Below are 21478 nucleotides of genomic sequence, written 5' to 3'. Positions count from 1 at the left end.
AGACGGCCGTTTCGAGGACAGGCGCTGTTTATCACGTCATGGTTGCCCATTATTCTATCTACAGCGCTATAAATAGCGGGAACTTTTGCCAAGCGCCTACGTTCAATAGACGGTTGTCTGCAAAAGGGAGCAGCGTCGGGTTGGTGCAAGATTTCGATTGAAATCTCTGCCGACAGACCCGATGACAGATTATTCGCGCAGCCGGGGAATCTCCTGCTGCGTTTTTCGTGCGTGCCGAGATCAGAGCACGCCGGAAACTTGCTTGGAAGGGGGAGAACTTTTGCGAAAAGCCCGAGTCTATGTTTGCAAGCCCGGTCATTTAGTAATGCAAGCCTCCTTCGAGCTTATCGAGGAGTGTTCATGCTAACCCAGGAAGAGGATCAGCAGCTGGTCGAGCGCGTCCAACGCGGCGACAAGCGAGCTTTCGATCTGCTAGTGCTGAAATACCAGCACAAAATTCTCGGGTTGATCGTGCGTTTCGTGCACGACACCCATGAAGCGCAGGATGTCGCTCAGGAAGCCTTCATCAAGGCCTACCGCGCACTTGGTAATTTCCGCGGGGACAGCGCGTTTTATACGTGGCTTTACCGCATCGCCATTAACACGGCGAAAAACTATCTGGTTTCACGCGGCCGCCGGCCGCCGGATAGCGATGTAAGTTCTGAAGATGCCGAGTTCTACGATGGCGATCATGGCCTCAAGGATCTCGAATCACCGGAACGTGCGTTGCTGCGGGATGAGATCGAAGGCACCGTCCATCGAACCATCCAGCAACTGCCTGAAGATTTGCGTACGGCTTTAACTTTACGTGAGTTCGACGGTCTGAGTTACGAAGACATTGCGAGCGTCATGCAATGTCCTGTGGGCACCGTGCGCTCCCGGATTTTCCGCGCTCGGGAGGCCATCGATAAAGCCCTGCAGCCTTTGTTGCAGGAAAACTAGAGACAGCGGCGACAGCCAAGAGAGGAACGCCATGAGTCGTGAAGCCCTGCAGGAATCGCTGTCCGCAGTTATGGACAACGAAGCGGACGAACTTGAATTGCGTCGGGTATTGAATGCCTTCGACGATGTTGAAACACGTGAGACCTGGGCTCGTTACCAGATCGCCCGGGCTGTCATGCACAAGGACTTGCTGCTTCCACGCCTGGACATCGCCGCGGCCGTTTCTGCTGCATTGGCTGACGAAGCCGTACCGGCTAAAGCTTCACGCGGACCATGGCGCAGCCTGGGCCGTCTGGCGGTAGCCGCGTCGGTCACCGTTGCCGTACTGGCCGGTGTACGCCTGTATAACCAGGATGAGATTGCCGGCGTGCAAATGGCGCAGCAGTCCAACCAGCCTGGCTTGGTTGCTCCACAGGTCAAGGGCCCAGCGGTATTGGCCGGTTACAGCGAAGGTTCGGAAGCCGCAGGCCCGATGGTCAACGGTGTTCTGCAAGGCCAGCCTGGCTGGCATGATCAGCGTCTGCCCAACTACCTGCGTCAGCATGCCCAGCAAGCTGCCCTGAAAGGTACCGAAAGCGCGCTGCCTTACGCCCGTGCCGCCAGCCTGGAAAACCGTTAATAAGGAAAGCCATTGCGCGCCATACCTCTATTCACGCTTCTGCTTGGTGGCTGGTGTGCGATGCCAGCCCATGCCGATGAGGCTCAGGACTGGTTGAACCGCCTGAGTCAAGCCGAGCAACAGCAGAGCTTCCAGGGCACTTTCGTTTACGAGCGCAACGGTAGCTTTTCTACCCATAACATCTGGCATCGCGTCCAGGATGGCAAGGTCCGCGAGCGGTTACTCCAGCTCGACGGCTCGGCACAGGAAGTCCTGCGCATTGATGGGCATACTCAATGCGTCAGCGGCTCCTTGATCGCGGGGCTGGGCAATACGCCGGACAGCACTTCACGTGCGCTCGATCCGCAAAAACTCAAGAATTGGTATGACCTTGCCGTCATTGGCAAGTCGCGTGTGGCTGGGCGTCAAGCGGTCATCGTGGCATTGACGCCCAAGGATCAGCATCGCTATGGCTTTGAACTGCACCTGGACAAAGAGACCGGCCTGCCGCTCAAGTCCTTGTTGCTCAATGACAAGGGCCAATTGCTCGAACGCTTCCAGTTCACTCGCTTGAATGTCACCGCTCCCACGGATAGTGACCTTCAGGCCAGTGCCGAATGCAAGGCTGTCGCGCAGGATCCCGGAAAGGCCGTCGCGGCGAAAACCGCCTGGCACTCGGACTGGTTGCCACCCGGCTTTGAACTGACCAGCAGTGCCGCGCGCAAGGACCCAGACACCCAGGTCCAGGTCAACAGCTTGATGTATGACGATGGTCTGGCGCGCTTCTCGGTGTTCCTGGAGCCGTTGAACGGTGCCAACGCCGCCGATACCCGTACTCAGCTTGGCCCGACGGCTGCCGTCTCCCGCAGGCTCACGACGCCCCAGGGCGAAATGATGGTCACGGTAGTCGGTGAGATTCCTATCGGTACGGCGGAACGGATCGCGCTTTCCATGCGCTCCGACGTCACCGCGACTCAATAGTCGGCTGACAGCACGGGTGGTTCGATTGCGCGAGAGGCTGATGACGCCAGGGCTTGATCGAAATGCCGAAACTTCCTGTCAGCATTTTCATTTGCAAAAACCCAGCTTTTTTTCTATAGGTCAGAGCCGCTCGGCCCTGGCCTTGTCTGTTCCCGGAACAAAAATACCGGCGTATCTTTCCCCTGGTATTCCTTGCTCCATATCGCTTAACCATGCTCGTCGTAACGGGAGCCGTATGTCGATACCACGCTTGAAAACCTATCTCTCCATTTTTGCCACCGTGCTTGTGCTCGGCCAGGCCGTTCCTGCTCTGGCGGTCGAATTGCCTGATTTCACGCAACTGGTCGAGCAGGCTTCACCCGCCGTGGTGAACATCAGCACGACCCAGAAGCTGCCGGATCGCCGTGTATCAGACCAGCAGATGCCGGATCTGGAAGGCCTGCCGCCGATGCTGCGGGAGTTCTTCGAGCGTGGCATGCCACAACAGCCTCGTTCGCCCGGCGGTGGCCGCCAGCGCGAAGCGCAATCCTTGGGGTCGGGCTTCATCATTTCGCCTGATGGCTACATCCTGACCAACAACCATGTGATCGCCGATGCCGACGAAATCCTGGTACGCCTGGCCGACCGCAGCGAGCTCAAGGCCAAGCTGGTCGGCACCGACCCACGTTCCGACGTGGCGCTGTTGAAAATCGAGGGCAAGGACCTGCCGGTGCTCAAGCTGGGCAAATCCCAGGACCTGAAGGCCGGCCAATGGGTCGTGGCCATCGGTTCGCCGTTCGGCTTCGACCATACCGTGACCCAGGGCATCGTCAGCGCCATCGGTCGCAGCCTGCCGAACGAAAACTACGTGCCGTTCATCCAGACCGACGTGCCGATCAACCCGGGTAACTCCGGTGGCCCGCTGTTCAACCTCGACGGTGAAGTGGTGGGCATCAACTCCCAGATCTATACCCGTTCGGGCGGCTTCATGGGCGTGTCCTTCGCGATTCCGATCGACGTTGCCATGGACGTGTCCAACCAACTGAAAAGCGAAGGCAAGGTCAGCCGTGGCTGGTTGGGCGTAGTGATCCAGGAAGTGAACAAGGACCTGGCCGAGTCGTTCGGGCTGGAAAAACCCGCCGGTGCGCTGGTGGCACAGATCCAGGAAGGTGGCCCGGCTGCCAAGGGCGGCCTGCAAGTGGGTGACGTGATCCTGAGCATGAACGGCCAGCCGATTGTCATGTCCGCCGACCTGCCGCACCTGGTGGGTGCCCTCAAGGCGGGTGCGAAGGCCAATCTGGAAGTGATCCGCGAAGGCAAGCGCAAGAACGTCGAGCTGACTGTCGGCGCCATTCCTGAAGAGGGCAAGGAACTGGATTCGCTGCCCAAGTCCGGTGTCGAGCGCAGCAGCAACCGCCTGGGCGTGGCCGTGGCCGAACTGACCGAAGAGCAGAAGCGTACCCTGGAGCTCCAGGGCGGTGTGGTGATCAAGGAAGTGCAGGACGGTCCTGCCGCGCTGATCGGTCTCCAGCCGGGCGACATCATCACGCACCTGAACAACCAGGCTATCGGTTCGGCCAAGGAGTTCACCGACATTGCCAAGGCATTGCCGAAGAATCGTTCGGTGTCGATGCGGGTCCTGCGTCAGGGGCGTGCGAGCTTCATCACCTTCAAGCTGGCCGAATGATCGGTTAGCCGCTGAAAAAAACCGCCTCGAAAGAGGCGGTTTTTTTATGCCTGGCGAATGCTCAGCCCATCATGTCCTTGACCATGCGTTCCTGCTCCATGAGCTCCCGTTGGCGGGCATCGATGCGCGACGACAGGGGGAAGTTGGTGCCGGCGCGCCGTTTGGCGAAGTCCAGTTGCTGAATGGCCTGACGGTAGTCGCCCACCAGGGCGAAGTACTCGGCACGGGCTTGGTGCAGGCCAATGATATTGCCTGACAGCCCACGGGTCTCGGCCACCATGTACCAGACGTCCGGGTCGTCCGGGCGCGACTTGAGCAAAGTTTCCAGGGCCTTCTCGGCATCGGCGGGGCGGTTCTGCTTGAGCAGCAGGTCGACGCGTACCTGGTTGAGCGGATAGTTGCCCGGGTACTGGCTCAGCATCCGGTCGACGCGCGATTGCGCGTCGGCCAGTTTGTTGCTGGTGATGTCCAGGTCCACCTGGGCCAGGTTGTAGATGATTTCGTTGGGCGATTTGGCCAGCAACGGCTTGAGGTTCTCCCGTGCTTCATTCAACTGACCGCCCTTGATCTGTGCGATCGCCAGGCCATAGCGGGCCACGTCGTTCTTCGGGTTCTCATCCAGCTGTGCCCGGAAGCGCTTGGCGCCCAGGCCCGGGGTTTCTTCGTAGGTCAACTGGACCCGCGCGCGAATCAGTTGATAGCGCACGCTGTCCTCGATGCCGCCCGGCTTGGCCTGTTCGGCGCGGTTGCGGGTGTCGGCGATCCGGGATTCGGTCACCGGGTGCGTCAGCAGAAATTCCGGGGGCTTGGCGTCGAATCGATACTGGCGCATCAGGCGCTCGAACATGGTTGGCATGGACCGTGGGTCGTAGCCGGCCTTTTCCAGGTTCTGGATGCCGATGCGGTCGGCTTCCTGTTCGTTCTGGCGCGAGAAGCGCCGTTGCTCCTGGATGGCGGCGGCCTGGGTCCCGGCGATGGCGGCGATCCCGGCGTCACCGCCACCGGCGGCGGCAATCACGATGCCAGCCAGTAGCGCGGCCATCATCGGCACTTGCATGCGCTGTTGGGCTTCGACGCCGCGGGCGAAGTGGCGTTGTGACAAGTGCGCCAGTTCGTGGGCCATGACCGAGGCATATTCGCCTTCGGTCTGAGCGTTGAGGAACAGGCCGCCGTTGACCCCGACGATGCCGCCCGGTGCGGCGAAGGCGTTGAGTTGCGGGCTGTTGATCAGGATGAATTCCAGACGCCGGTCATTGACCTGGCTGGTCTCCACCAACTTGTAGACACTGGTCTCGACGTAGTCTTTGAGCTGTGGATCGTTGAGCTGTGAAACCTGGCTGCGCAGCAGGGCCAGCCAGGCGCGACCCAGTTGGTGCTCCTGTTCTGGCGAGACGATGGCAGAACTGGCATCGCCAAGTGACGGCAAGTCGTCGGCGAAGCCCGGTGAGGCAAGCAGGCAAGCGAGCGTCAGCAGGGTGGGGCGCAGAAATGTCATGCACGAGGCCTTAGTTGACAAAGACCCTACTGTAGCCGGACACCGGGCCCGGGACCAGATATTCTAGGCCGCTCAACGACCTGCCGCGGAGCGAACCCATGACTGATGCTGTAGCCCACGATGCCGAACTGGACGCCAGCGGCCTGAACTGTCCGTTGCCGTTGCTCAAGGCCAAGCTGGAACTCAACCGCCTGGCCAGCGGCAGTGTGCTCAAGGTGATCGCCACGGATGCGGGCTCGCAACGGGACTTTCGCACCTTCGCCCGATTGGCCGGTCATACGCTGCTGCGTGAAGAAGACGAAAAAGGCGTCTACCGTTACTGGCTGAAAAAGGCCTGAAAAAACCGACAGCGTCTCTTAAGGATTTTTAATGTTCAAAGTGTTACGCGACTGGATTCAGCGCTACTTCTCCGATGAAGAGGCGGTGGTCCTGGCAGTGCTGCTGTTCCTGGCCTTTACCGCCGTGCTTACCCTGGGCGGCATGCTGGCGCCGGTGCTGGCGGGAATGGTGCTGGCGTACCTGATGCAGGGGCTGGTCACGACGCTGGAGCGTCTGCGGCTGCCCGGCACTGCGGCAGTGGGGCTGGTGTTCGCCCTGTTCATGGGGGTGCTGGTGGTGTTCATCGTGGTGATTGTGCCGCTGCTCTGGCACCAGTTGGTGACCTTGTTCAACGAATTGCCAGGGATGCTCGCCAAATGGCAGTCCCTGCTATTGCTGCTGCCTGAGCGTTATCCGCACTTGGTCTCCGATGAGCAGGTGTTGCAGACCATCGAAGTGGTGCGCGGCGAGATTGGCAAGTTCGGCCAATGGGCGCTGACGTTTTCGCTGTCCAGCCTGCCGCTGCTGGTCAACATCATGATCTACCTGGTGCTGGTGCCGATCCTGGTGTTCTTCTTCCTCAAGGATCGGGAAATGATCGGACGTTGGGTGCGTGGCTACCTGCCGCGTGAGCGGGCGCTGATCACCCGGGTGGCCCAGGAGATGAATCGGCAGATCGCCAATTACATTCGCGGAAAAGTCATCGAGATTTTCATCTGCGGCGCCGTGACCTATATCGGTTTCGTGACCATGGGGCTCAATTACGCGGCCCTGCTGGCGCTGCTGGTTGGCATTTCGGTGGTGGTGCCTTACGTCGGCACCGTGGTGGTGACCGTGCCGGTGGCCTTGATTGCGCTGTTCCAGTGGGGCTGGAGCGATCAGTTCATCTACCTGATGGCGGTCTACGGAATCATCCAGACCCTGGACGGCAATGTGCTGGTGCCGCTGCTGTTCTCCGAGGCGGTGAACCTGCACCCGGTGGCGATCATCTGCGCGGTGCTGCTGTTTGGCGGGTTGTGGGGATTCTGGGGCGTGTTCTTCGCGATTCCCCTGGCGACGCTGTTCAAGGCCGTGCTGGATGCGTGGCCGAGCAAGGAGCCGGTTGTAGCGCCGTTGTTGTAGCGTGAGTAATGGGGTGAGGCTTATGGCCCCATCGCGAGCAAGCTCGGCTCCCACACTGGATTTGTGGCGTTAATAAATCCCCTGTGGGAGCCGAGCTTGCTCGCGATAGCGCCAGTACCGGCAGCGAAGGTTCAGCCCTTGTTCAGCGCCTGGGCCGCCGCCAACACCGCATCCACATGCCCCGGCACCTTCACGCCACGCCATTCCTGGCGCAGCACACCGTCCTTGTCGATCAGGAACGTGCTGCGATCAACGCCCAGGTATTCCTTGCCATAGAGCTTCTTCAGCTTGATCACGTCGAACAGCTGGCAGACCGCCTCGTCTTTGTCGCTGATCAGTTCGAACGGGAATTCCTGCTTGCACTTGAAGTTCTCGTGGGACTTGAGGCTGTCCCGGGAGACGCCGAACACTTCAGTGTTGGCGGCCTGGAATTGTGTGTACTGGTCGCGGAAACCCTGGCCTTCGGTGGTGCAGCCGGGGGTACTGTCCTTGGGGTAGAAGTAGATCACCACCTGCTTGCCCTTGAGGGCGGCGAGGCTGATGGTCTGCCCGCTGGTGGCGGGCGCTTGGAAATCGGTAACCGGCTGGTCGACGGCAACGGCCATGAACGCTTCCTTACATTGGGTTTTGTGGGCGCCACGGTTCGATCAGCGCATCCAGGTTCATCGCATCGGCGAAGTCCAGAAACTGATCGCGCAGCCAACTGATCTGGGTGCCGGCGGGCAGGGTCACGGTGAACGTGGCGTTGAGCATGGTGCCGCCGGTCTGCGGAGCCTGGTAGGTGTCGCAGGTCAGGTTTTCCAGCTCGACGTGGTGGTCCATGAAGAACTGGCACAGCTCGTTGATGATGTCCGGACGGTAGGCTGAGCTCACATAGGCCACATAGGGCAGGGCCTGGGGACGGTTCTCCAGGGCTGCGCTGCGTACCACGTTGACGGTAAAGGCATGCTTCTTGGCCAGCACCGGCAGGCTGCCTTCCAAGCGTGCCAGGGCGTCCCAGCTGCCGGAGATCTCGAGCACGAGTGCACTGCATTCGCCATGACGGGTCAGGCGTGAGGTCACGACGGCGCAGCGATTCTCATGGCTGGCGCGGCACAGGACGTTAGTCAGCTCCATGGGGTTGGCGCCAAGGGCACTGATAACAAGGAATTGTTCGCGGACTGTGGGGGTGGACATGCAGCATTCCTAAAGCGATGAGCGGTCGGTACCTTTGCCGCTCGACACAGCGCCAGGCCCGGAAAAAACCAACGGCTCAAGCCTTGTACCCGGGGTTGCGCTGCATTCCGCGACAGCAGGAATGCACCAGGATAAACCCGGGATCGGGGCTTGTGGCGTCGAAAACGGAGGCTGGAAACCGGCGTATGAGCTTGTCGGTACCGATCAAAGCCTGAAGGGTAGCGAAAACCATCGCCCAGGGGAATGGTAGTTCGCTTGTACAAGCATCTTGGCGCCAGTACCATTACCGCTCTCTTTTTCCGGCAGGAGCGGTTTCATGATTGCGGGCAGTATGGTGGCACTGGTCACACCCATGGATGCACAAGGGCATCTTGACTGGGCCAGCCTCAGCAAACTCGTGGACTTCCACCTTGAGAACGGCACCCATGCCATTGTCGCCGTCGGTACCACCGGCGAGTCGGCAACCCTCGACGTCAATGAGCACATCGAAGTCATCCGTGCCGTGGTCAAGCAGGTCAACGGTCGCATCCCCGTCATCGCCGGTACTGGCGCCAACTCGACTCGCGAAGCGGTCGAGCTGACCCGCAACGCCAAGGAAGCCGGTGCCGACGCCTGCCTGCTGGTCGTCCCGTACTACAACAAGCCAACTCAGGAAGGCTTGTACCAGCACTTCAAACACATTGCCGAAGCCGTCGACATCCCGCAGATTCTTTATAACGTTCCCGGCCGTACCTCCTGCGACATGCAGGCCGAGACCGTGATCCGCCTGTCCACCGTGCCGAATATCATCGGCATCAAGGAAGCCACCGGCGACATGAAGCGCGCCAAGGCCATCCTCGATGGCGTGAGCAAGGACTTCATCGTGCTGTCCGGCGATGATCCGACAGCGGTCGAGCTGATCCTCCTGGGTGGCAAGGGCAACATCTCCGTCACTGCCAACGTCGCCCCGCGCGAAATGGCCGACCTTTGCGAGGCTGCGCTCAAGGGCGACGCCGAGACTGCACGGGCCATCAACGAAAAACTGATGCCGTTGCACAAGGATCTGTTCATCGAGGCCAACCCGATTCCGGTGAAGTGGGCCTTGGTTGAAATGGGCCTGATGCACGAAGGCATCCGCTTGCCACTGACCTGGCTGAGCACCTCCTGTCACGAACCGCTGCGGCAGGCCCTGCGCCAGTCCGGCGTCCTGGTTTAATTGAGGAAGTACAACGCATGAAGCGAATGGCCGGACTTTCCGCACTTGCCTTGATTATCTCCAGCACCAGCGGCTGTGGATGGATCTGGGGGCCGGAAGGTTACTTCCGCGATCGTGGTAGCGATTACCTGCAAGCGCAACAGACTGCACCGATGCAACTGCCGCAAGACGTCAACGTCGCCAAGCGCCTGGATCCGCTGCTGCCGATCCCGCGCAACGTCGCCGACGACAGCGTCAAGGGCGAATACGTCGTTCCACGTCCGCAGCCGCTGTCGGCCGTGGCCGATGCCAGCGACTACACCCTGCAGAAGAGTGGCGATTCCAGCTGGGTCATGGGCCAGCATCCACCGGCCGAAGTCTGGCCCGTGGCGATCCAGTTCTTCCAGGACAACGGTTTTCGCCTGGATGAACAGCGTCCGCAAACCGGCGAGTTCACCACCACCTGGCAGCGTTCCGATGAACTGTCCGCCGCCATGGCCAAGCGCCTGAGCGCCGCCGGTGTCGCAGCCGACAGCGAAACCCGCGTGCGGGTGCGCATCGAGCCGGGCGTGCAGCGCAACACCAGTGAAATCTACGTGGTCAGCGCCGAGCGTCCCGCCGGCAGCACCGCCGATGTGGCCTTCACCAACCGTTCGGTCAATACCGGCCTCGACGCTGCGCTGGTGGACGACATGCTTGCCAGCATGAGTCGTAACGCGGAGCAGGGCGGTTCGGTGTCGATGCTGGCTACCCGTGACTACGACACCCCGAGTCGCGTCAGCCTGAACGAAGACGGCAGCGGCAACCCGGTGCTCAACGTCGGCTCCGACCTGGACCGCGCCTGGTCGAGCGTTGGCCGTGCGCTGGAGCAGGGTGAGTGGCGCGTTGAAGACATCAACCGCAGCCTGGGCCTGTACTACATCAACCTCGCCGAGAAGGCCGAGAAGAAAGACGAGAAACCTGGCTTCTTCAGTGGCCTGTTCGGCAGCAAGCCGGACAAGGAAGAAGTCGAAGCCCGCGCCGAGCGTTATCAGGTTCGCCTGAGCAAGGTCGGCGACAACGTCCAGGTCACCGTCGAGAAGAACATCAACACCGTGGCGCCGGCCGATGTGGCCCGCAAGGTGTTGAGCGTGATTCAGGATAACCTGGGCTGATCCGATGCGTTTTGCCGTTCTCGGCAGCGGTAGCCAGGGCAACGGCACGCTGGTCGCCAGCGCTGGCACGTACGTGTTGGTCGATTGTGGTTTCTCCCTGCGGGAAACCGAGAAACGCCTGTTGCGCCTGGGTGTGCACCCGGCGCAACTGAGCGCGATACTCGTGACCCACGAACATGCCGACCACGTGCATGGCGTGGGTTTGCTGTCTCGGCGCTACAATCTGCCGGTGTACCTGAGCCATGGCACACTGCAAGGCCTGCGCAAGCCCATCGAGCCGGCCGGTTTCGTGGCCGGTGGCGAGCAACTGCGCATCGGTGACCTGGACATCAGCGTGGTCAGCGTGGCGCACGATGCCCGGGAACCGACGCAGTATGTGTTCAGCGATGGCGAGCGGCGCTTCGGGTTGCTCACCGACCTGGGGTCGTATTGCGACAGGGTGATGGACAGTTACCGGGACCTCGATGCGTTGATGATCGAGTCCAACCACTGCCGTGACATGCTGGCCCGTGGTTACTACCCGTACTTCCTCAAGCAGCGGGTAGGCGGGGAGCACGGACATTTGAACAACCACCAGGCCGCGTTCCTGGTGGCCGAGTTGGGCTGGCAAGGCCTGCAACACCTGGTCCTGGCCCATCTGAGCAGCAAGAACAACCTGCCGCAGCTGGCCCGGCAATGTTTCGTCGACACCCTCGGGTGCGACCCGGACTGGCTGCAACTGGCCGATCAAGATTCAGGGCTCGACTGGCGACATATCGCCTAGCCCACTACTTAGCAAGCGGAGCCCATCATGGAAAAACGTGAAGAACTCTACCGCGGCAAAGCCAAGTCGGTTTACAAGACCGACGACGCTGACCGCTTGATCCTGCTGTTTCGCAACGACACCTCGGCGTTCGACGGCAAGCGCATCGAACAGCTGGACCGCAAGGGCATGGTGAACAACAAGTTCAACGCCTTCATCATGCAGAAGCTCGAAGCCGCCGGTGTGCCGACCCAGTTCGACAAGCTGCTGGGCGACAACGAATGCCTGGTCAAGAAGCTGGACATGATCCCGGTCGAATGCGTCGTGCGTAACTACGCTGCCGGCAGCCTGGTCAAGCGCCTGGGCGTGGAAGAGGGCATGAAGCTCAACCCTTACACCTTCGAACTGTTCCTGAAGGACGACGCCAAGGGCGACCCGTTCATCAACGAATCCCACGTCGTGGCCTTCGGTTGGGGCACCGCCGAGCAACTGGCCCGCATGAAGGAGCTGTCCCTCAAGGTCAACGAAGTACTGACCAAGCTGTTCGACGACGCCGGCCTGCTGCTGGTGGACTTCAAGCTTGAATTCGGCGTGTTCAGCGACGGCTCCATCGTCCTGGGCGACGAGTTCAGCCCGGACGGCTGCCGCCTGTGGGACAAGGACACCAAGAAGAAGATGGACAAGGACCGCTTCCGCCAAGGCCTCGGTGACGTCATCGAAGCCTACGAAGAAGTCGCCCAGCGCCTGGGTGTGCCGCTGTAATCGACGCAAGCATCTGATAGCACGGAAAAAATTTCGCTCGGGGGTTCGCTTCCGGCGAATGTGCTGGTATGATGCGCGCCACTGGAGAGATGCCGGAGTGGCCGAACGGGACGGATTCGAAATCCGTTGTACTGGCGACAGTACCTAGGGTTCAAATCCCTATCTCTCCGCCATAATTGTGTATGACTAAGCCCCTGAAATGGTTGAACATTTCAGGGGCTTTTTCGTTTCTGGCGTTTGTTTGGGCATTTTAGGGAAATAGAACTCCGCAGGTGTACAGGAGGCTGTGCCGGCCTAGCGTTGTGACGAAATGGGCCCCTAGGGTCAACGCCAATTAGTTAAGCAGCAAAGCTTGCTCGCGATTGAGGTAAGCCAGCCGACAACGATATTGGCGACACTACCGCTATCGCGAGCAAGCTTTGCTCCCACAGGCTTTGCGTCTAACTGACAAGTATTATCCCTAGACAGGTTCCGCATCCAAGCGTCGCGCTATGACATCAAGCACGTCACAACCATCCCTCAAGGAGATGCAGCACAGTTGTGCAAAGTCCTGGAGGACCACTGAATCACTCGGAATGTCTCCTCGCATGGCGAGGTTCTCTAAAAGCTGGGTGACCGCGCGAATTCTATAGCCCGCCGTGTCGAGCAGGATGTGCAAAGGCGCAGAGGTATCGACGAAGAGGGGTTGATCGTCGGCATTGCTGGTAAGAGCCATGTATCTATTCATTTCAAACTCCGCTTGATTGAGGGCTTTCTTACCATTTGTCATTGAGTCGCCAAACCCAAGCCGCTCTTACGAACGACACTTGGACTATAGAGCCCTTCTGGAGAAATCATCAATCAACTGATGAGTCAGAAAACTCTCTAAATTATGTGGGCGGGAAATGTCAGAAAATTCCCCGCAGCTATTGCCTCCCCGCCTTTTTTATCCCGCCCAACCCCTCCGCGACCTGCATAACCCCGGTGTCTGCCAGACCGAAAGCTTTGTAACAATTAGACTAATGGTCTATAGCTCAAGACATGGCTGCCGATAGGTCAGTCAATCCCCCATGAAAGGAGTGACACCCCATGCCACGGTTTTTTGCCGATCTGGGCTTTCGTTGGAAAATCACTCTCCCGATTACATTCCTGGCTGTGCTGCTGGTGCTGATGGGATGGACGGGCATGCGCGGCATCGGTCAGGTGACTGAATCGAGCACGCAGTTGACCAAACGTTATCTGCCGGCCATCAGCCTGTTGCTCAATGCCGATCGCGATCTTTATCAGGCTTTCGTCGCCGAGCGCAGCCTGCTTGACGGTCATGCGGATGAGCATATTCAAGCGTTGGGCGCCAGTCATGGCGAGAATGCGAAGCAGGCGTATGACCGCGTGCAGCAATATGCCGCGATGCAGCCCGGTGCCGAGGCGCAGGCGTTGGTCAGTCAATTCAATGACAGCTTCGGAAAATGGATGCAGGTTTCGCGGCGGGTCCTCGAACAGTCTGTAGGCGATCCGCAGGGCGCCAGCGCCCTGAGCTTTGGTGACAGTGAGCGTCTGTTCGAAACCATGCGCGACTCCATCGACAAGCTGGGTGAGCTGGAAGACGCGGCGTCACATCGCGAAGGCGATGCGGCGATTGAAAACGGCGAGGCAGTCGGCGTGCAACAGGGCGCGATTCTGCTGGTTGGGCTGCTCGGTTGTATCCTGGTGCTTGTTGTTCTGCCGCTCGTGGTGCTGAGTCCTATGCGTCGACTGCTGCACCGTGTCGAGCAGATTGCCGAGGGAGGGGGCGATCTGAAAGGGCGTCTCGAGGTACGCTCGGCCGACGAGTTGGGCCAGCTCGGCAGTGCCTTCAATCGTTTTCTCGACAAGCTGCAGCCTTTGATCGCCGAGGTTGGACGGGTGACCGGGGAGGTCGACTCCGCGGCGCGCGCCATGGCCGACATGGCCACGACGAATGACCGGTTGATCAGCAGCGAGCATGCGGCGCTCGATCAGGTCAGTACCGCCGCCACTCAGATGAGCGCGGCGGTGCATGAAGTTGCACATAACGCGGCGAACGCCTCGGGTGCCGCGCAACAGGCGAGCAGCCAGTCTCGTGACGGCGCCGAGGTGGTCAGCAGTACCATCGAATCGATCCGCCAGTTGGCCCAGGAAGTGGAGAGCGCTTCGGGCACGATCGAGGCATTGGCCCAGGAAACTTCCAGTATCGGTGCCGTGCTCGAGGTGATTCGTGGTATCGCCGAACAAACCAACCTGCTTGCGCTGAACGCCGCCATCGAAGCCGCGAGGGCCGGTGAGCAGGGCCGTGGTTTTGCCGTGGTGGCCGATGAAGTCAGGGCGCTCGCGGCCCGCACCCAGGATTCGACCAAGGACATTCAGGTTCGCATCGAGCGGTTGCAGAGCGGTGTCGCCAAGGCTGTGCAAGCCATGCATGTGGGCAGCAGCAAGGCCCGGGACAGCGTCGAACGTGCGGCGGGTGTCGATCAGGTGCTCAGCGGTACTGGCGGTTCGATCCAGCGGATCAACGACATGGCCGCACAGATCGCCAGCGCATGCGAGGAGCAGAGCAGCGTCACCGAAGAAATTGCCCGCAACATCTCCGACATCCGCGACTTGTCCAACGAAGCAGCCGCCAATTCCGCCCAGAGCATGCACGCCAGCCGACAGCTTTCCACGCTGTCGCAAAACCTGGCAGGGCTGGTCGGTCGCTTCCGCACCTGAAACCGGTGGTGTCGCGTCTACTGACGACCACCTGCGAGCCCTGCATAGCAGGGCTTTGTCCTGCTGCCCGGTGTGTTGAATGCCGGGCAGATCGTCGACCGCACGCGGTACCTGCTCCAGGTGCACTACGGTCGGCGGATGGTCGCGCAGAAGTTCTCACCTTATCTGCACTGGCAGTTCAATCCTGAGGTCCTGGCCGCCGCGACACCTCGTCAACGGCGGTTGCTGGGGGGCCATCAGGACGCTGAATACGATTGAGCCTGGCTCAGTCAGATCCACACATCGTTGACCGCCGTTCGCTCGTTGGTTTCTTCGCCGGTATTGAGGACGCCGCGTGGCTCGATCAGCAGCAATTTCACTTCCTCTGCGGCGCTGGGCTTATGCTCGACGCCTTTTTTGACCACGAACATCTCGCCCGGGCCAATTGTCACTGCGCCGTCGCGAAAATCGATACGCAGCTCGCCCTCCAGCACGATGAAGGTTTCATCCGTATCGGCGTGGGCGTGCCAGACGAAGTCGCCTTCGAGCCGGGCGATCTTGAATTGGTAATCGTTCATTTCGGCCACGACTTTCGGTGCCCACTGTTCTTGGAACAGGGTGTATTTCTGAGCGAAGTTGATGGGGGCGTAACGGGTCATCGAGGCATGCTCCTTGGTGGGGTGGTGCGTCCTACTTTATGGTTCGAGCCTGCGTGCGTATTGGATGATCGTGCAGCTTTTTGCGGCGCGCAGTCGCTGTCTTAGCGCAGCATGTTCAGCCAGCGTGCCGGTGAAATACCGAAGGCCTGGGTATGCAGCCGGGTCATGTGGCTCTGATCGAAAAAACCACAGGCCAGGGCCGCTTCGCTCAATGGCGTGCCGTGGAAGGCCAGGCGCCGGGCTTCATTCAAGCGACGCTGGGTGATGTAGCGATAGGGGCTGGTGCCGTACAGCGCCCGGAAATCCCGGGACAGGCTCCATCGATCCCTGCCGCTGGCCTGCACCAGATCGTCCAGGGTGATCGTCTGGTCGAGGGCATCGTGGATGAACAGACGGGCACGCTCTGCCGCCGGGTAGTCGATCAGCCGCCGTCCACGCCTGTTGCCCGCCGCGGTGTCCAGTGCCTGGGCTACATCGTAGATGGCGTCTTCTTCTTCCAGCGGGTCGAGGGGATGATCCAGGCTGTTCAATAATCGACGGGTCGCGATGTTGAGGCGAGGATCGCTGGACAATCCTCCTTCGATGAAGGGCAATGCCTTGCCCCCCAACACGTGCTGGATCACCGACGGTTCTATGTAGAACATCCGGTAGCGAAACCCCTCGCTCGTCCCGGCTTCACCATCGTGCACCTCGTCCGGATGCAGGACAATGGTGCCGCCGGGTTGGCTGTGGCGTTTAGTGTGGCGATAGTTGAAGCTCTGCACGCCGGAAAGTGTGATGCCGATGGCGTAGGTGTCATGGCGATGGGTGGTGTAGCCATGCCCGCTGAAATAGGCCTCGATGCGTTCCATTTTCCTCGATTCAGGCGCTCGCACCAGCCAGTCGCGGTTGTGGATGGATCGAGTCATTGCACCGGCCTCCTGCTTTTGTCCGTATACCCTACCTGCCGGGTGACCTTCGTCACAGCAAAAAAGCTCAGGCTGCAGCACTGTTTACTTGAGGCGAATAAACCTGTGGCGAGGGAGCTTGCTCCCGCTCGATTGCGCAGCGACCGCAAAATCATAGGGCCGCTTCGCAGGCCAGCGGGAGCAAGCTCCCTCGCCACAGTTCAGATCTCTTTTACCGGCGTTTCACCCTGGACATTCTTGATCAGCCGGATAACGTGAAGGCAGTCACTCTTGTTCACATAGGATTCGCCACTGGCGATCGTTTCGTGGTTGCCGGCCCTCAAGCGCCAGCGCCACTGGCCTTTTCCGGTGCTCGGGGTGCCTCGGGTCTGTCGATAGATCTCAAAATACATCGGTTCGCTCCCTGCGATTCATTCACTCAAGACATGCATTGAACATGTGGCTGCAAGCCTAGCGAAGTGGGTGGTTTTGGCTATGGGAAATTCGTTTCCATTGGTTATCAAATATTGTTGGGCATGGCCCGGATCGGGTATTCGACCCTTTCAGGAAAAAAGTCATGTCGCGAACATGAGGTCGGCATTTCTGTTCAATCCCTGAAATAGGCTTTTCACTGTGGCGAGGGTGCCTCTTCCAAGTTCTTTGACGGTATTACATAGGCGCTTCGCCTTTTCGCGCATAGACGCACAACCCCCGGCGTTTCTACACTGCATCCCATCAAGGAATCGGGGGGCAGTGGATGAACCGCAACGAATTGCGCAAGGCCGACATCAACCTCATGGTGGTTTTCGAAACGCTGATGCTTGAGCGCAACGTGACGCGAGTGGCGGAAAAACTGTTCCTGGGCCAGCCGACCATCAGCTCGGCCCTCAATCGTTTGCGCAAAATGTTCAATGACCCGCTGTTCATTCGCGTCGGCCACCGCATGGAGCCGACGGCCCGGGCCGAGGAAATCATCCGGCATCTCTCGCCGGCGCTCGATTCGCTGTCGGTGGCTTTGAGCCTGACCCACGATTTCGATCCCGCCAACAGCACCATGACGTTTCGCATCGGCCTGTCGGACGACGTCGAGTTCGGCTTGTTGCCGCCGCTGTTGAGCAGCTTGCGGCAAGAGGCGCCGCAAATCGTGTTCGTGGTCCAGCATGTCGATTACTGGCGCATTCCCGATTTGCTGGCATCGGGCGATATCACTGTGGGTATCAGCCAGACGCGCGGCTTGCCGGCCAACGCCAAGCGCAAGCTGTTGCGCCACATCCAGCCTCGCGTGTTGCGCGCCGATGCGTCGGACACGCCGCTGACCCTGGACGAGTACTGCTCGCGGCCTCATGTGCTGGTCTCCCATACCGCGAACGTTGCCGGGTTCGCTGACGAATGGCTGGCCGAGATCGGACGCACGCGCCAGGTCGTGCTGTCGGTGCCGCAATACAGCGCATTGCCGGCGTTGCTGGCCGGCACCGACCTGATCGCCAGCCTGCCGGACTATACCGCTGCTGCCATGGCCGCTTCGGGGCACCTGTTCAACGAACCTTTTCCCTTCAAGACCCCGACCCTGGATTTGTCCATGGTCTGGCTGAGCCATGTCGACAGTGACCCAGCCGAGCGCTGGTTACGGTCGCGGCTGGAGGCGTTCATGGGCGAACGCGTGCCGCTGGAACAGTCCTGACCCCGGCCCGCACCGAAACAAAACCTGCCTGAACGAATCAAGTCGAGGTAAGGTTGTGCCGGCTGAAACCCCCTCGTCATCTTTTCGAATCGGAGTCGAACACATGCCTCACCTGCACATGGAATACACCGCCAACCTGCCCCAGCTGAATGCCGAGGTCGCACTGATGCGCCTGAACAATGCACTGGTGCTCTCCGGTCAATTCGGCGCCGAGTTGGACGTCAAGAGCCGGGCCGTGAAGCTCGAGACTTTTCGAGTGGGTACAGGGATAGGCGAACGGGGTTTCGTGCACGTGAAGCTGGCCTTGCTCAGCGGCCGCTCGGTGGAAATCAAGAAACAACTGTCCGCTAGCCTGCTGGCGGTGATCCAGGACCTGGGGCCATGGCCGGCCGAGGTCAGCGTGCAGCTGTGCGTGGAGATTCTCGACATCGACCGAGAGCCTTATGCCAAGGCCTTGATCGGTCAATGACGATCAGGTGCTACGTGGGCGCAGGCTTTGATGATCTGTTCGCGTAGCCAGGCGTTGGCACTGTCCTGATCGAGGGCCGGGCTCCACTGCATGTTCAAGGTAAACCCCGGTAGGCCCTTGGGCGCTTCGTGGTGATTGAAAATCGCCTCGTTGGCCAGCAGCTTCTGGATGCGGCGGGGCAGGGTCAGGATAAAGTCGGTGCCAGTGATCATCTTCAGTGCGGCACTGTAGCTGTTGGCGCGCGCGGCGATTTGCCGTTGATGCGCCTGCTGCGACAGCCAACCATCCACCCTGTTGGTCGCTGACGCCCAGGGCGTCGGAAACACGTGTCGGCGCTGTACGAAAGATTGAAGGCTCAGCTGTGGTTCAAGTGGCGTCGCCCGTTTGTCCACGACGCAAACCAGGTCCTCCTCCAACAACTGCCGGAATTTGAAGTCGGCATGGTTGCGGTGCACGTTCGGGCCGAAGCAGATCGCCAGGTCCAGGCTGCCGTCGCGCAACTCCTCTGCGGGATTGTCGGCTTCAAGCTTGTGCACGTTCACCACCACCGGCAGATCGGCGTAATCGAAGCCATGCAGCAGCTGCGGCAGGATCAGGTGTTCGAAATATTCCGGTGCGCCAATATTGAAGGTAATGGCTTGCCGTGTCGGATCAAAGGTTGGCGGACCGGCATGGCACAGGTTGATGCTCTGCAAAATGCCGCGCACATGATCGTACATGCCCTCGGCCTTACAAGTGGGGCGCATGCCGGTGCGGGTGTTGATAAACAACTCGTCCTCGAAACAGGTTCGCAGTTTCTTGAGGCAATAACTGACGGTTGACTGGCTGACGCACAATGCCTCGGACACGCCGGTGACACTGCTTTGCTCGTACACGGCGCTAAACACCATGAGGTCCTGCATGTCGAGCTTTCTGAGGGCGTTACTGTTCAGCATCCGTTCTGTCTCTCGCTGTGCTCCTTGCGCGGATCTTGCGCAAACCAGGCTGATGATCCTAACGGAACGATGGTACCAAGAGAATGCCAGGCAGGCGTTTTCATGGTCGGGAACGGGACAGATAGTGTAGGGAACACGACGTCTTGATCAACGACTGATGCGTTTGCTTATGTTTAGTTAGCGGCAATCCAAGCTCCATCAAATCCAGGTTTAACCGCCCAAGGTGCCGTGGGACGCTTGCCCGATGTGTCTCCTGTGATGCGCTCATGGACGGTTGGCCCCTGGCATTCAGATCTCCTTCACCCACCGCCGTCGATCCGGTCGGCAGGTTCCTGCCTGCCATGGCCCCAGCCCTCAGCGCGCTGCCCTCCGAACTGGCCTTTTGGGCGCTCTGGCATTGCCGTCATGCGCGTCCTCCAGATACTCGTATTGCCTGTTGATCATTCACGGTGCTCGCTCAATGGCGAGCACAGAACGACGGCGACTTGTCGCCCGTCCGACATGGAAATACGAGCCTTCTCATGAGCCTTTCCAAGCTTTCTTTCGCCCCCGTGCAACACGCCCAGGCGTTTCTTGCGCAGAACCCCGATATCGAGCTGTTCGAGCTGTTTATCCTGGATAACAACGGCGTGCCCCGGGGCAAGTTGTTGCATCGGGACGAGTTGCTGGCGGTCTACGAAAGTGGCCGGCCACTGCCGAGTACGATTCTCGGGCTGACCCTTAATGGCGATGATGTGGAAAACTCCGGGTTGGTGTGGGACGTCGGTGACATCGATTGCCGCGCCTATCCCATCAGCGGCAGCCTGCAGCGCATGCCGTGGCGGTTGATGCCTACGGCCGCGGTGCAGGTCAGCATGCATCCCCAGGAAGGCCTGCCGGCGACCATCGCCGATCCGCGTCATCTGCTCAGCCAGGTGATCGAGCGCTTGCAGGCCGACGGTTATTACCCGGTGATGGCGGCGGAGCTGGAGTTTTATCTGCTGGACGCCCAACGCGACAGCCAAGGTCGGCCGCAGCCGGCGCGGGACGCTGACGGTGGTCGACCGCGGGCCACCCAGGTCTATGGTTTGCGTGAGCTGGAGCAGATCGAGCCGTTCCTGGCCGACCTGTACGCCGCGTGCAAGCTGCAAGGCATTCCGGCCCGGACCGCGATTTCCGAATACGCTCCGGGGCAAGTGGAGATCACCCTCGAACACCGCAGCGATGCCTTGCAAGCCATGGATGAAGCGGTGCGCTACAAACGGCTGGTCAAGGGCGTGGCCCACAAGCACGGCATGCAGGCGTGTTTCATGGCCAAGCCGTTCGAGCACTTGGCGGGCTCGGGCATGCACCTGCATGTCAGCCTGGCGGACCGTGACGGCCACAACCTGTTTGCCAGCGAAGCCGCTGACGGCACGCCGCTGCTGCGCCATGCCGTGGGCGGGATGCTCGACACCTTGCTCGACTCGTTGTTGATGTTTTGTCCGAACGCCAATTCCTACCGACGTTTCCAAAGCAACAGCTACGCACCTCTGGCCGCCACTTGGGGCGTGGACAATCGCACCGTGAGCCTGAGGGTGCCGGGCGGCCCGGCGTTCTCACGGCACATCGAGCATCGTATCTGTGGCGCCGATGCCAACCCTTATCTGGCAGCGGCGGCGATATTGGCCGGCATTCATCGCGGTATACGTGAACAGTGTGATCCCGGTAAACCTGTCGAAGGCAACGGCTACGCCCAGGCGACCGAATTGCTGCCCACCGACTGGCTCACCACGCTGCGCGCCCTCGAGGCTTCGACTTGGGCGCGAGAAGCGTTTGGTGATGAATTCCTCGGTGTCTATCTGGCGGTCAAGCGCGCCGAGTACCGTCAGTTCATGGGGGAAGTCGGGGAGCAGGATTGGCGTTGGTATCTGAATCAGGCTTGAGGGCAGCTTCAAGCTTCAAGCAGATCAGGCTTGCCGCTTATGGCTTGCTGCTTAAATAATTATTTAATAGCAACTTTTTCACGAAAAATTGATGGTGGACTACCTAAAGTTTGTGTTGCCGTAGGAAATGA

22 protein-coding genes, 1 tRNA gene and 2 pseudogenes are annotated in these 21478 nt (G+C 60.0%); 17 read left to right on the top strand and 8 right to left on the bottom strand.

Features of this window, described 5'->3' with window-relative positions; translation table 11 throughout:
- The first annotated feature begins 360 nt into the window (after window positions 1-360).
- The 4 genes from rpoE to AB4N80_RS27070 all read left to right on the top strand — a co-directional run bounded on the left by rpoE (window position 361) and on the right by AB4N80_RS27070 (window position 4187).
- A complete protein-coding gene (gene rpoE / locus AB4N80_RS27085; protein ID WP_003172477.1) occupies window positions 361-942 on the top strand; it encodes an RNA polymerase sigma factor RpoE in 582 nt (193 codons plus the stop codon).
- 31 nt (window positions 943-973) lie between these two features.
- Window positions 974-1561, top strand: coding sequence for a sigma-E factor negative regulatory protein (locus AB4N80_RS27080; RefSeq protein WP_122566072.1), 588 nt, complete (start codon window positions 974-976; stop codon window positions 1559-1561).
- Between the two features lie 12 nt (window positions 1562-1573).
- Window positions 1574-2521: a MucB/RseB C-terminal domain-containing protein gene (locus tag AB4N80_RS27075; RefSeq protein WP_122566073.1), complete on the top strand. Its 948-nt coding sequence runs from the start codon at window positions 1574-1576 to the stop codon at window positions 2519-2521.
- A gap of 235 nt (window positions 2522-2756) precedes the next feature.
- Window positions 2757-4187, top strand: coding sequence for a DegQ family serine endoprotease (locus tag AB4N80_RS27070; protein ID WP_305470127.1), 1431 nt, complete (start codon window positions 2757-2759; stop codon window positions 4185-4187).
- Between the two features lie 61 nt (window positions 4188-4248).
- On the opposite strand, the gene AB4N80_RS27065 is transcribed toward AB4N80_RS27070, so the two are convergent.
- Complete coding sequence (locus AB4N80_RS27065) at window positions 4249-5682, bottom strand: M48 family metalloprotease (RefSeq protein WP_122566076.1); 1434 nt, start codon at window positions 5680-5682, stop codon at window positions 4249-4251.
- 98 nt (window positions 5683-5780) lie between these two features.
- Between AB4N80_RS27065 and AB4N80_RS27060 the strand changes: the two genes are divergently transcribed.
- Window positions 5781-6020, top strand: coding sequence for a sulfurtransferase TusA family protein (locus AB4N80_RS27060; protein ID WP_460079781.1), 240 nt, complete (start codon window positions 5781-5783; stop codon window positions 6018-6020).
- Window positions 6021-6051: 31 nt separating this feature from the next.
- Window positions 6052-7122 carry an AI-2E family transporter gene (locus AB4N80_RS27055; protein ID WP_122566077.1) on the top strand — a complete coding sequence of 357 codons (1071 nt, stop codon included), beginning with the start codon at window positions 6052-6054 and terminating at the stop codon, window positions 7120-7122.
- A 131-nt stretch (window positions 7123-7253) separates the two neighbouring features.
- Here the strand turns inward: AB4N80_RS27055 and AB4N80_RS27050 are convergent, their stop codons facing one another.
- Both AB4N80_RS27050 and AB4N80_RS27045 read right to left on the bottom strand, forming a co-directional pair.
- The gene (locus AB4N80_RS27050) at window positions 7254-7727 is read right to left on the bottom strand and encodes a peroxiredoxin (protein ID WP_122566078.1); all 474 of its coding nucleotides are present in this window, start codon (window positions 7725-7727) and stop codon (window positions 7254-7256) included.
- Window positions 7728-7737: 10 nt separating this feature from the next.
- On the bottom strand, window positions 7738-8298 hold the full coding sequence (locus tag AB4N80_RS27045; protein WP_003184325.1) for a glycine cleavage system transcriptional repressor: 561 nt from the start codon (window positions 8296-8298) through the stop codon (window positions 7738-7740).
- Between the two features lie 316 nt (window positions 8299-8614).
- Here AB4N80_RS27045 and dapA point away from each other — a divergent pair, with 316 nt between their 5' ends.
- The 5 genes from dapA (at window position 8615) to AB4N80_RS27020 (ending at window position 12303) form a co-directional block, all read left to right on the top strand.
- Window positions 8615-9493, top strand: a complete 879-nt coding sequence (dapA, locus tag AB4N80_RS27040; protein ID WP_122566079.1) for a 4-hydroxy-tetrahydrodipicolinate synthase — start codon at window positions 8615-8617, stop codon at window positions 9491-9493.
- Between the two features lie 17 nt (window positions 9494-9510).
- Window positions 9511-10626, top strand: coding sequence for an outer membrane protein assembly factor BamC (bamC, locus tag AB4N80_RS27035; protein ID WP_122566080.1), 1116 nt, complete (start codon window positions 9511-9513; stop codon window positions 10624-10626).
- A gap of 4 nt (window positions 10627-10630) precedes the next feature.
- Window positions 10631-11389 carry an MBL fold metallo-hydrolase gene (locus AB4N80_RS27030; RefSeq protein ID WP_122566081.1) on the top strand — a complete coding sequence of 253 codons (759 nt, stop codon included), beginning with the start codon at window positions 10631-10633 and terminating at the stop codon, window positions 11387-11389.
- A gap of 27 nt (window positions 11390-11416) precedes the next feature.
- On the top strand, window positions 11417-12130 hold the full coding sequence (gene purC / locus AB4N80_RS27025) for a phosphoribosylaminoimidazolesuccinocarboxamide synthase (RefSeq protein WP_025212375.1): 714 nt from the start codon (window positions 11417-11419) through the stop codon (window positions 12128-12130).
- An 83-nt stretch (window positions 12131-12213) separates the two neighbouring features.
- Window positions 12214-12303 (top strand) — tRNA-Ser (locus AB4N80_RS27020).
- 287 nt (window positions 12304-12590) lie between these two features.
- Here the strand turns inward: AB4N80_RS27020 and AB4N80_RS27015 are convergent.
- The gene (locus tag AB4N80_RS27015) at window positions 12591-12857 is read right to left on the bottom strand and encodes a short-chain dehydrogenase (RefSeq protein ID WP_253478440.1); all 267 of its coding nucleotides are present in this window, start codon (window positions 12855-12857) and stop codon (window positions 12591-12593) included.
- 341 nt (window positions 12858-13198) lie between these two features.
- Here AB4N80_RS27015 and AB4N80_RS27010 point away from each other — a divergent pair.
- From AB4N80_RS27010 to AB4N80_RS27000, 3 genes and pseudogenes are all read left to right on the top strand, one after another.
- Window positions 13199-13927: pseudogene (locus AB4N80_RS27010) on the top strand (MCP four helix bundle domain-containing protein); the annotation flags it as partial.
- Window positions 13928-14044: 117 nt separating this feature from the next.
- Window positions 14045-14833 carry a methyl-accepting chemotaxis protein gene (locus AB4N80_RS27005; protein WP_436278737.1) on the top strand — a complete coding sequence of 263 codons (789 nt, stop codon included), beginning with the start codon at window positions 14045-14047 and terminating at the stop codon, window positions 14831-14833.
- A 96-nt stretch (window positions 14834-14929) separates the two neighbouring features.
- Window positions 14930-15091: pseudogene (locus AB4N80_RS27000) on the top strand (phytanoyl-CoA dioxygenase family protein); the annotation flags it as partial.
- Between the two features lie 11 nt (window positions 15092-15102).
- On the opposite strand, the gene AB4N80_RS26995 reads toward AB4N80_RS27000, so the two are convergent.
- From AB4N80_RS26995 to AB4N80_RS26985, 3 genes are all read right to left on the bottom strand, one after another.
- The gene (locus AB4N80_RS26995) at window positions 15103-15471 is read right to left on the bottom strand and encodes a cupin domain-containing protein (protein ID WP_122566093.1); all 369 of its coding nucleotides are present in this window, start codon (window positions 15469-15471) and stop codon (window positions 15103-15105) included.
- Window positions 15472-15572: 101 nt separating this feature from the next.
- The gene (locus AB4N80_RS26990; RefSeq protein ID WP_122566094.1) at window positions 15573-16379 is read right to left on the bottom strand and encodes an AraC family transcriptional regulator; all 807 of its coding nucleotides are present in this window, start codon (window positions 16377-16379) and stop codon (window positions 15573-15575) included.
- A 200-nt stretch (window positions 16380-16579) separates the two neighbouring features.
- The gene (locus AB4N80_RS26985; RefSeq protein ID WP_063322516.1) at window positions 16580-16771 is read right to left on the bottom strand and encodes a YegP family protein; all 192 of its coding nucleotides are present in this window, start codon (window positions 16769-16771) and stop codon (window positions 16580-16582) included.
- Window positions 16772-17115: 344 nt separating this feature from the next.
- On the opposite strand from AB4N80_RS26985, the gene AB4N80_RS26980 reads away from it, so the two are divergent.
- Both AB4N80_RS26980 and AB4N80_RS26975 read left to right on the top strand, forming a co-directional pair.
- Window positions 17116-18039 (top strand): LysR family transcriptional regulator, encoded by a 924-nt coding sequence (locus AB4N80_RS26980; protein ID WP_122566095.1) that lies wholly within the window; start codon window positions 17116-17118, stop codon window positions 18037-18039.
- Between the two features lie 103 nt (window positions 18040-18142).
- Window positions 18143-18508 (top strand): 5-carboxymethyl-2-hydroxymuconate Delta-isomerase, encoded by a 366-nt coding sequence (locus AB4N80_RS26975; RefSeq protein ID WP_122566096.1) that lies wholly within the window; start codon window positions 18143-18145, stop codon window positions 18506-18508.
- Here the strand turns inward: AB4N80_RS26975 and AB4N80_RS26970 are convergent.
- On the bottom strand, window positions 18502-19443 hold the full coding sequence (locus AB4N80_RS26970; protein ID WP_460079771.1) for a LysR family transcriptional regulator: 942 nt from the start codon (window positions 19441-19443) through the stop codon (window positions 18502-18504). The two genes, AB4N80_RS26975 and AB4N80_RS26970, sit on opposite strands and share 7 nt — an antisense overlap.
- 521 nt (window positions 19444-19964) lie before the next feature.
- Here AB4N80_RS26970 and AB4N80_RS26965 point away from each other — a divergent pair.
- The gene (locus AB4N80_RS26965) at window positions 19965-21347 is read left to right on the top strand and encodes a glutamine synthetase family protein (protein ID WP_460079768.1); all 1383 of its coding nucleotides are present in this window, start codon (window positions 19965-19967) and stop codon (window positions 21345-21347) included.
- The last annotated feature ends 131 nt before the right edge of the window (window positions 21348-21478 follow it).

It is taken from the genome of Pseudomonas sp. H3_A02 (assembly GCF_054671965.1).
The sequence above is the reverse complement of the archived record's forward strand: the minus strand, read 5'-3'. Positions and strand labels throughout refer to the sequence as shown.

Excerpts from the sequence above, each read along its gene's own strand:
- AB4N80_RS26965 (WP_460079768.1), top strand. The coding sequence starts at position 19,965 with ATGAGCCTTTCCAAGCTTTCTTTCGCCCCCGTGCAACACGCCCAGGCG.
- AB4N80_RS27005 (WP_436278737.1), top strand. The coding sequence starts at position 14,045 with ATGGCCGACATGGCCACGACGAATGACCGGTTGATCAGCAGCGAGCAT.
- AB4N80_RS27070 (WP_305470127.1), top strand. The coding sequence starts at position 2,757 with ATGTCGATACCACGCTTGAAAACCTATCTCTCCATTTTTGCCACCGTG.
- AB4N80_RS26970 (WP_460079771.1), bottom strand. The coding sequence starts at position 19,443 with ATGCTGAACAGTAACGCCCTCAGAAAGCTCGACATGCAGGACCTCATG.
- AB4N80_RS26985 (WP_063322516.1), bottom strand. The coding sequence starts at position 16,771 with ATGTATTTTGAGATCTATCGACAGACCCGAGGCACCCCGAGCACCGGA.
- AB4N80_RS26990 (WP_122566094.1), bottom strand. The coding sequence starts at position 16,379 with ATGACTCGATCCATCCACAACCGCGACTGGCTGGTGCGAGCGCCTGAA.
- AB4N80_RS26980 (WP_122566095.1), top strand. The coding sequence starts at position 17,116 with ATGAACCGCAACGAATTGCGCAAGGCCGACATCAACCTCATGGTGGTT.
- rpoE (WP_003172477.1), top strand. The coding sequence starts at position 361 with ATGCTAACCCAGGAAGAGGATCAGCAGCTGGTCGAGCGCGTCCAACGC.
- AB4N80_RS27080 (WP_122566072.1), top strand. The coding sequence starts at position 974 with ATGAGTCGTGAAGCCCTGCAGGAATCGCTGTCCGCAGTTATGGACAAC.
- AB4N80_RS27060 (WP_460079781.1), top strand. The coding sequence starts at position 5,781 with ATGACTGATGCTGTAGCCCACGATGCCGAACTGGACGCCAGCGGCCTG.
- purC (WP_025212375.1), top strand. The coding sequence starts at position 11,417 with ATGGAAAAACGTGAAGAACTCTACCGCGGCAAAGCCAAGTCGGTTTAC.
- AB4N80_RS26975 (WP_122566096.1), top strand. The coding sequence starts at position 18,143 with ATGCCTCACCTGCACATGGAATACACCGCCAACCTGCCCCAGCTGAAT.
- AB4N80_RS27050 (WP_122566078.1), bottom strand. The coding sequence starts at position 7,727 with ATGGCCGTTGCCGTCGACCAGCCGGTTACCGATTTCCAAGCGCCCGCC.
- AB4N80_RS27015 (WP_253478440.1), bottom strand. The coding sequence starts at position 12,857 with ATGAATAGATACATGGCTCTTACCAGCAATGCCGACGATCAACCCCTC.
- dapA (WP_122566079.1), top strand. The coding sequence starts at position 8,615 with ATGATTGCGGGCAGTATGGTGGCACTGGTCACACCCATGGATGCACAA.
- AB4N80_RS27030 (WP_122566081.1), top strand. The coding sequence starts at position 10,631 with ATGCGTTTTGCCGTTCTCGGCAGCGGTAGCCAGGGCAACGGCACGCTG.
- AB4N80_RS27045 (WP_003184325.1), bottom strand. The coding sequence starts at position 8,298 with ATGTCCACCCCCACAGTCCGCGAACAATTCCTTGTTATCAGTGCCCTT.
- AB4N80_RS27065 (WP_122566076.1), bottom strand. The coding sequence starts at position 5,682 with ATGACATTTCTGCGCCCCACCCTGCTGACGCTCGCTTGCCTGCTTGCC.
- AB4N80_RS27055 (WP_122566077.1), top strand. The coding sequence starts at position 6,052 with ATGTTCAAAGTGTTACGCGACTGGATTCAGCGCTACTTCTCCGATGAA.
- AB4N80_RS26995 (WP_122566093.1), bottom strand. The coding sequence starts at position 15,471 with ATGACCCGTTACGCCCCCATCAACTTCGCTCAGAAATACACCCTGTTC.
- bamC (WP_122566080.1), top strand. The coding sequence starts at position 9,511 with ATGAAGCGAATGGCCGGACTTTCCGCACTTGCCTTGATTATCTCCAGC.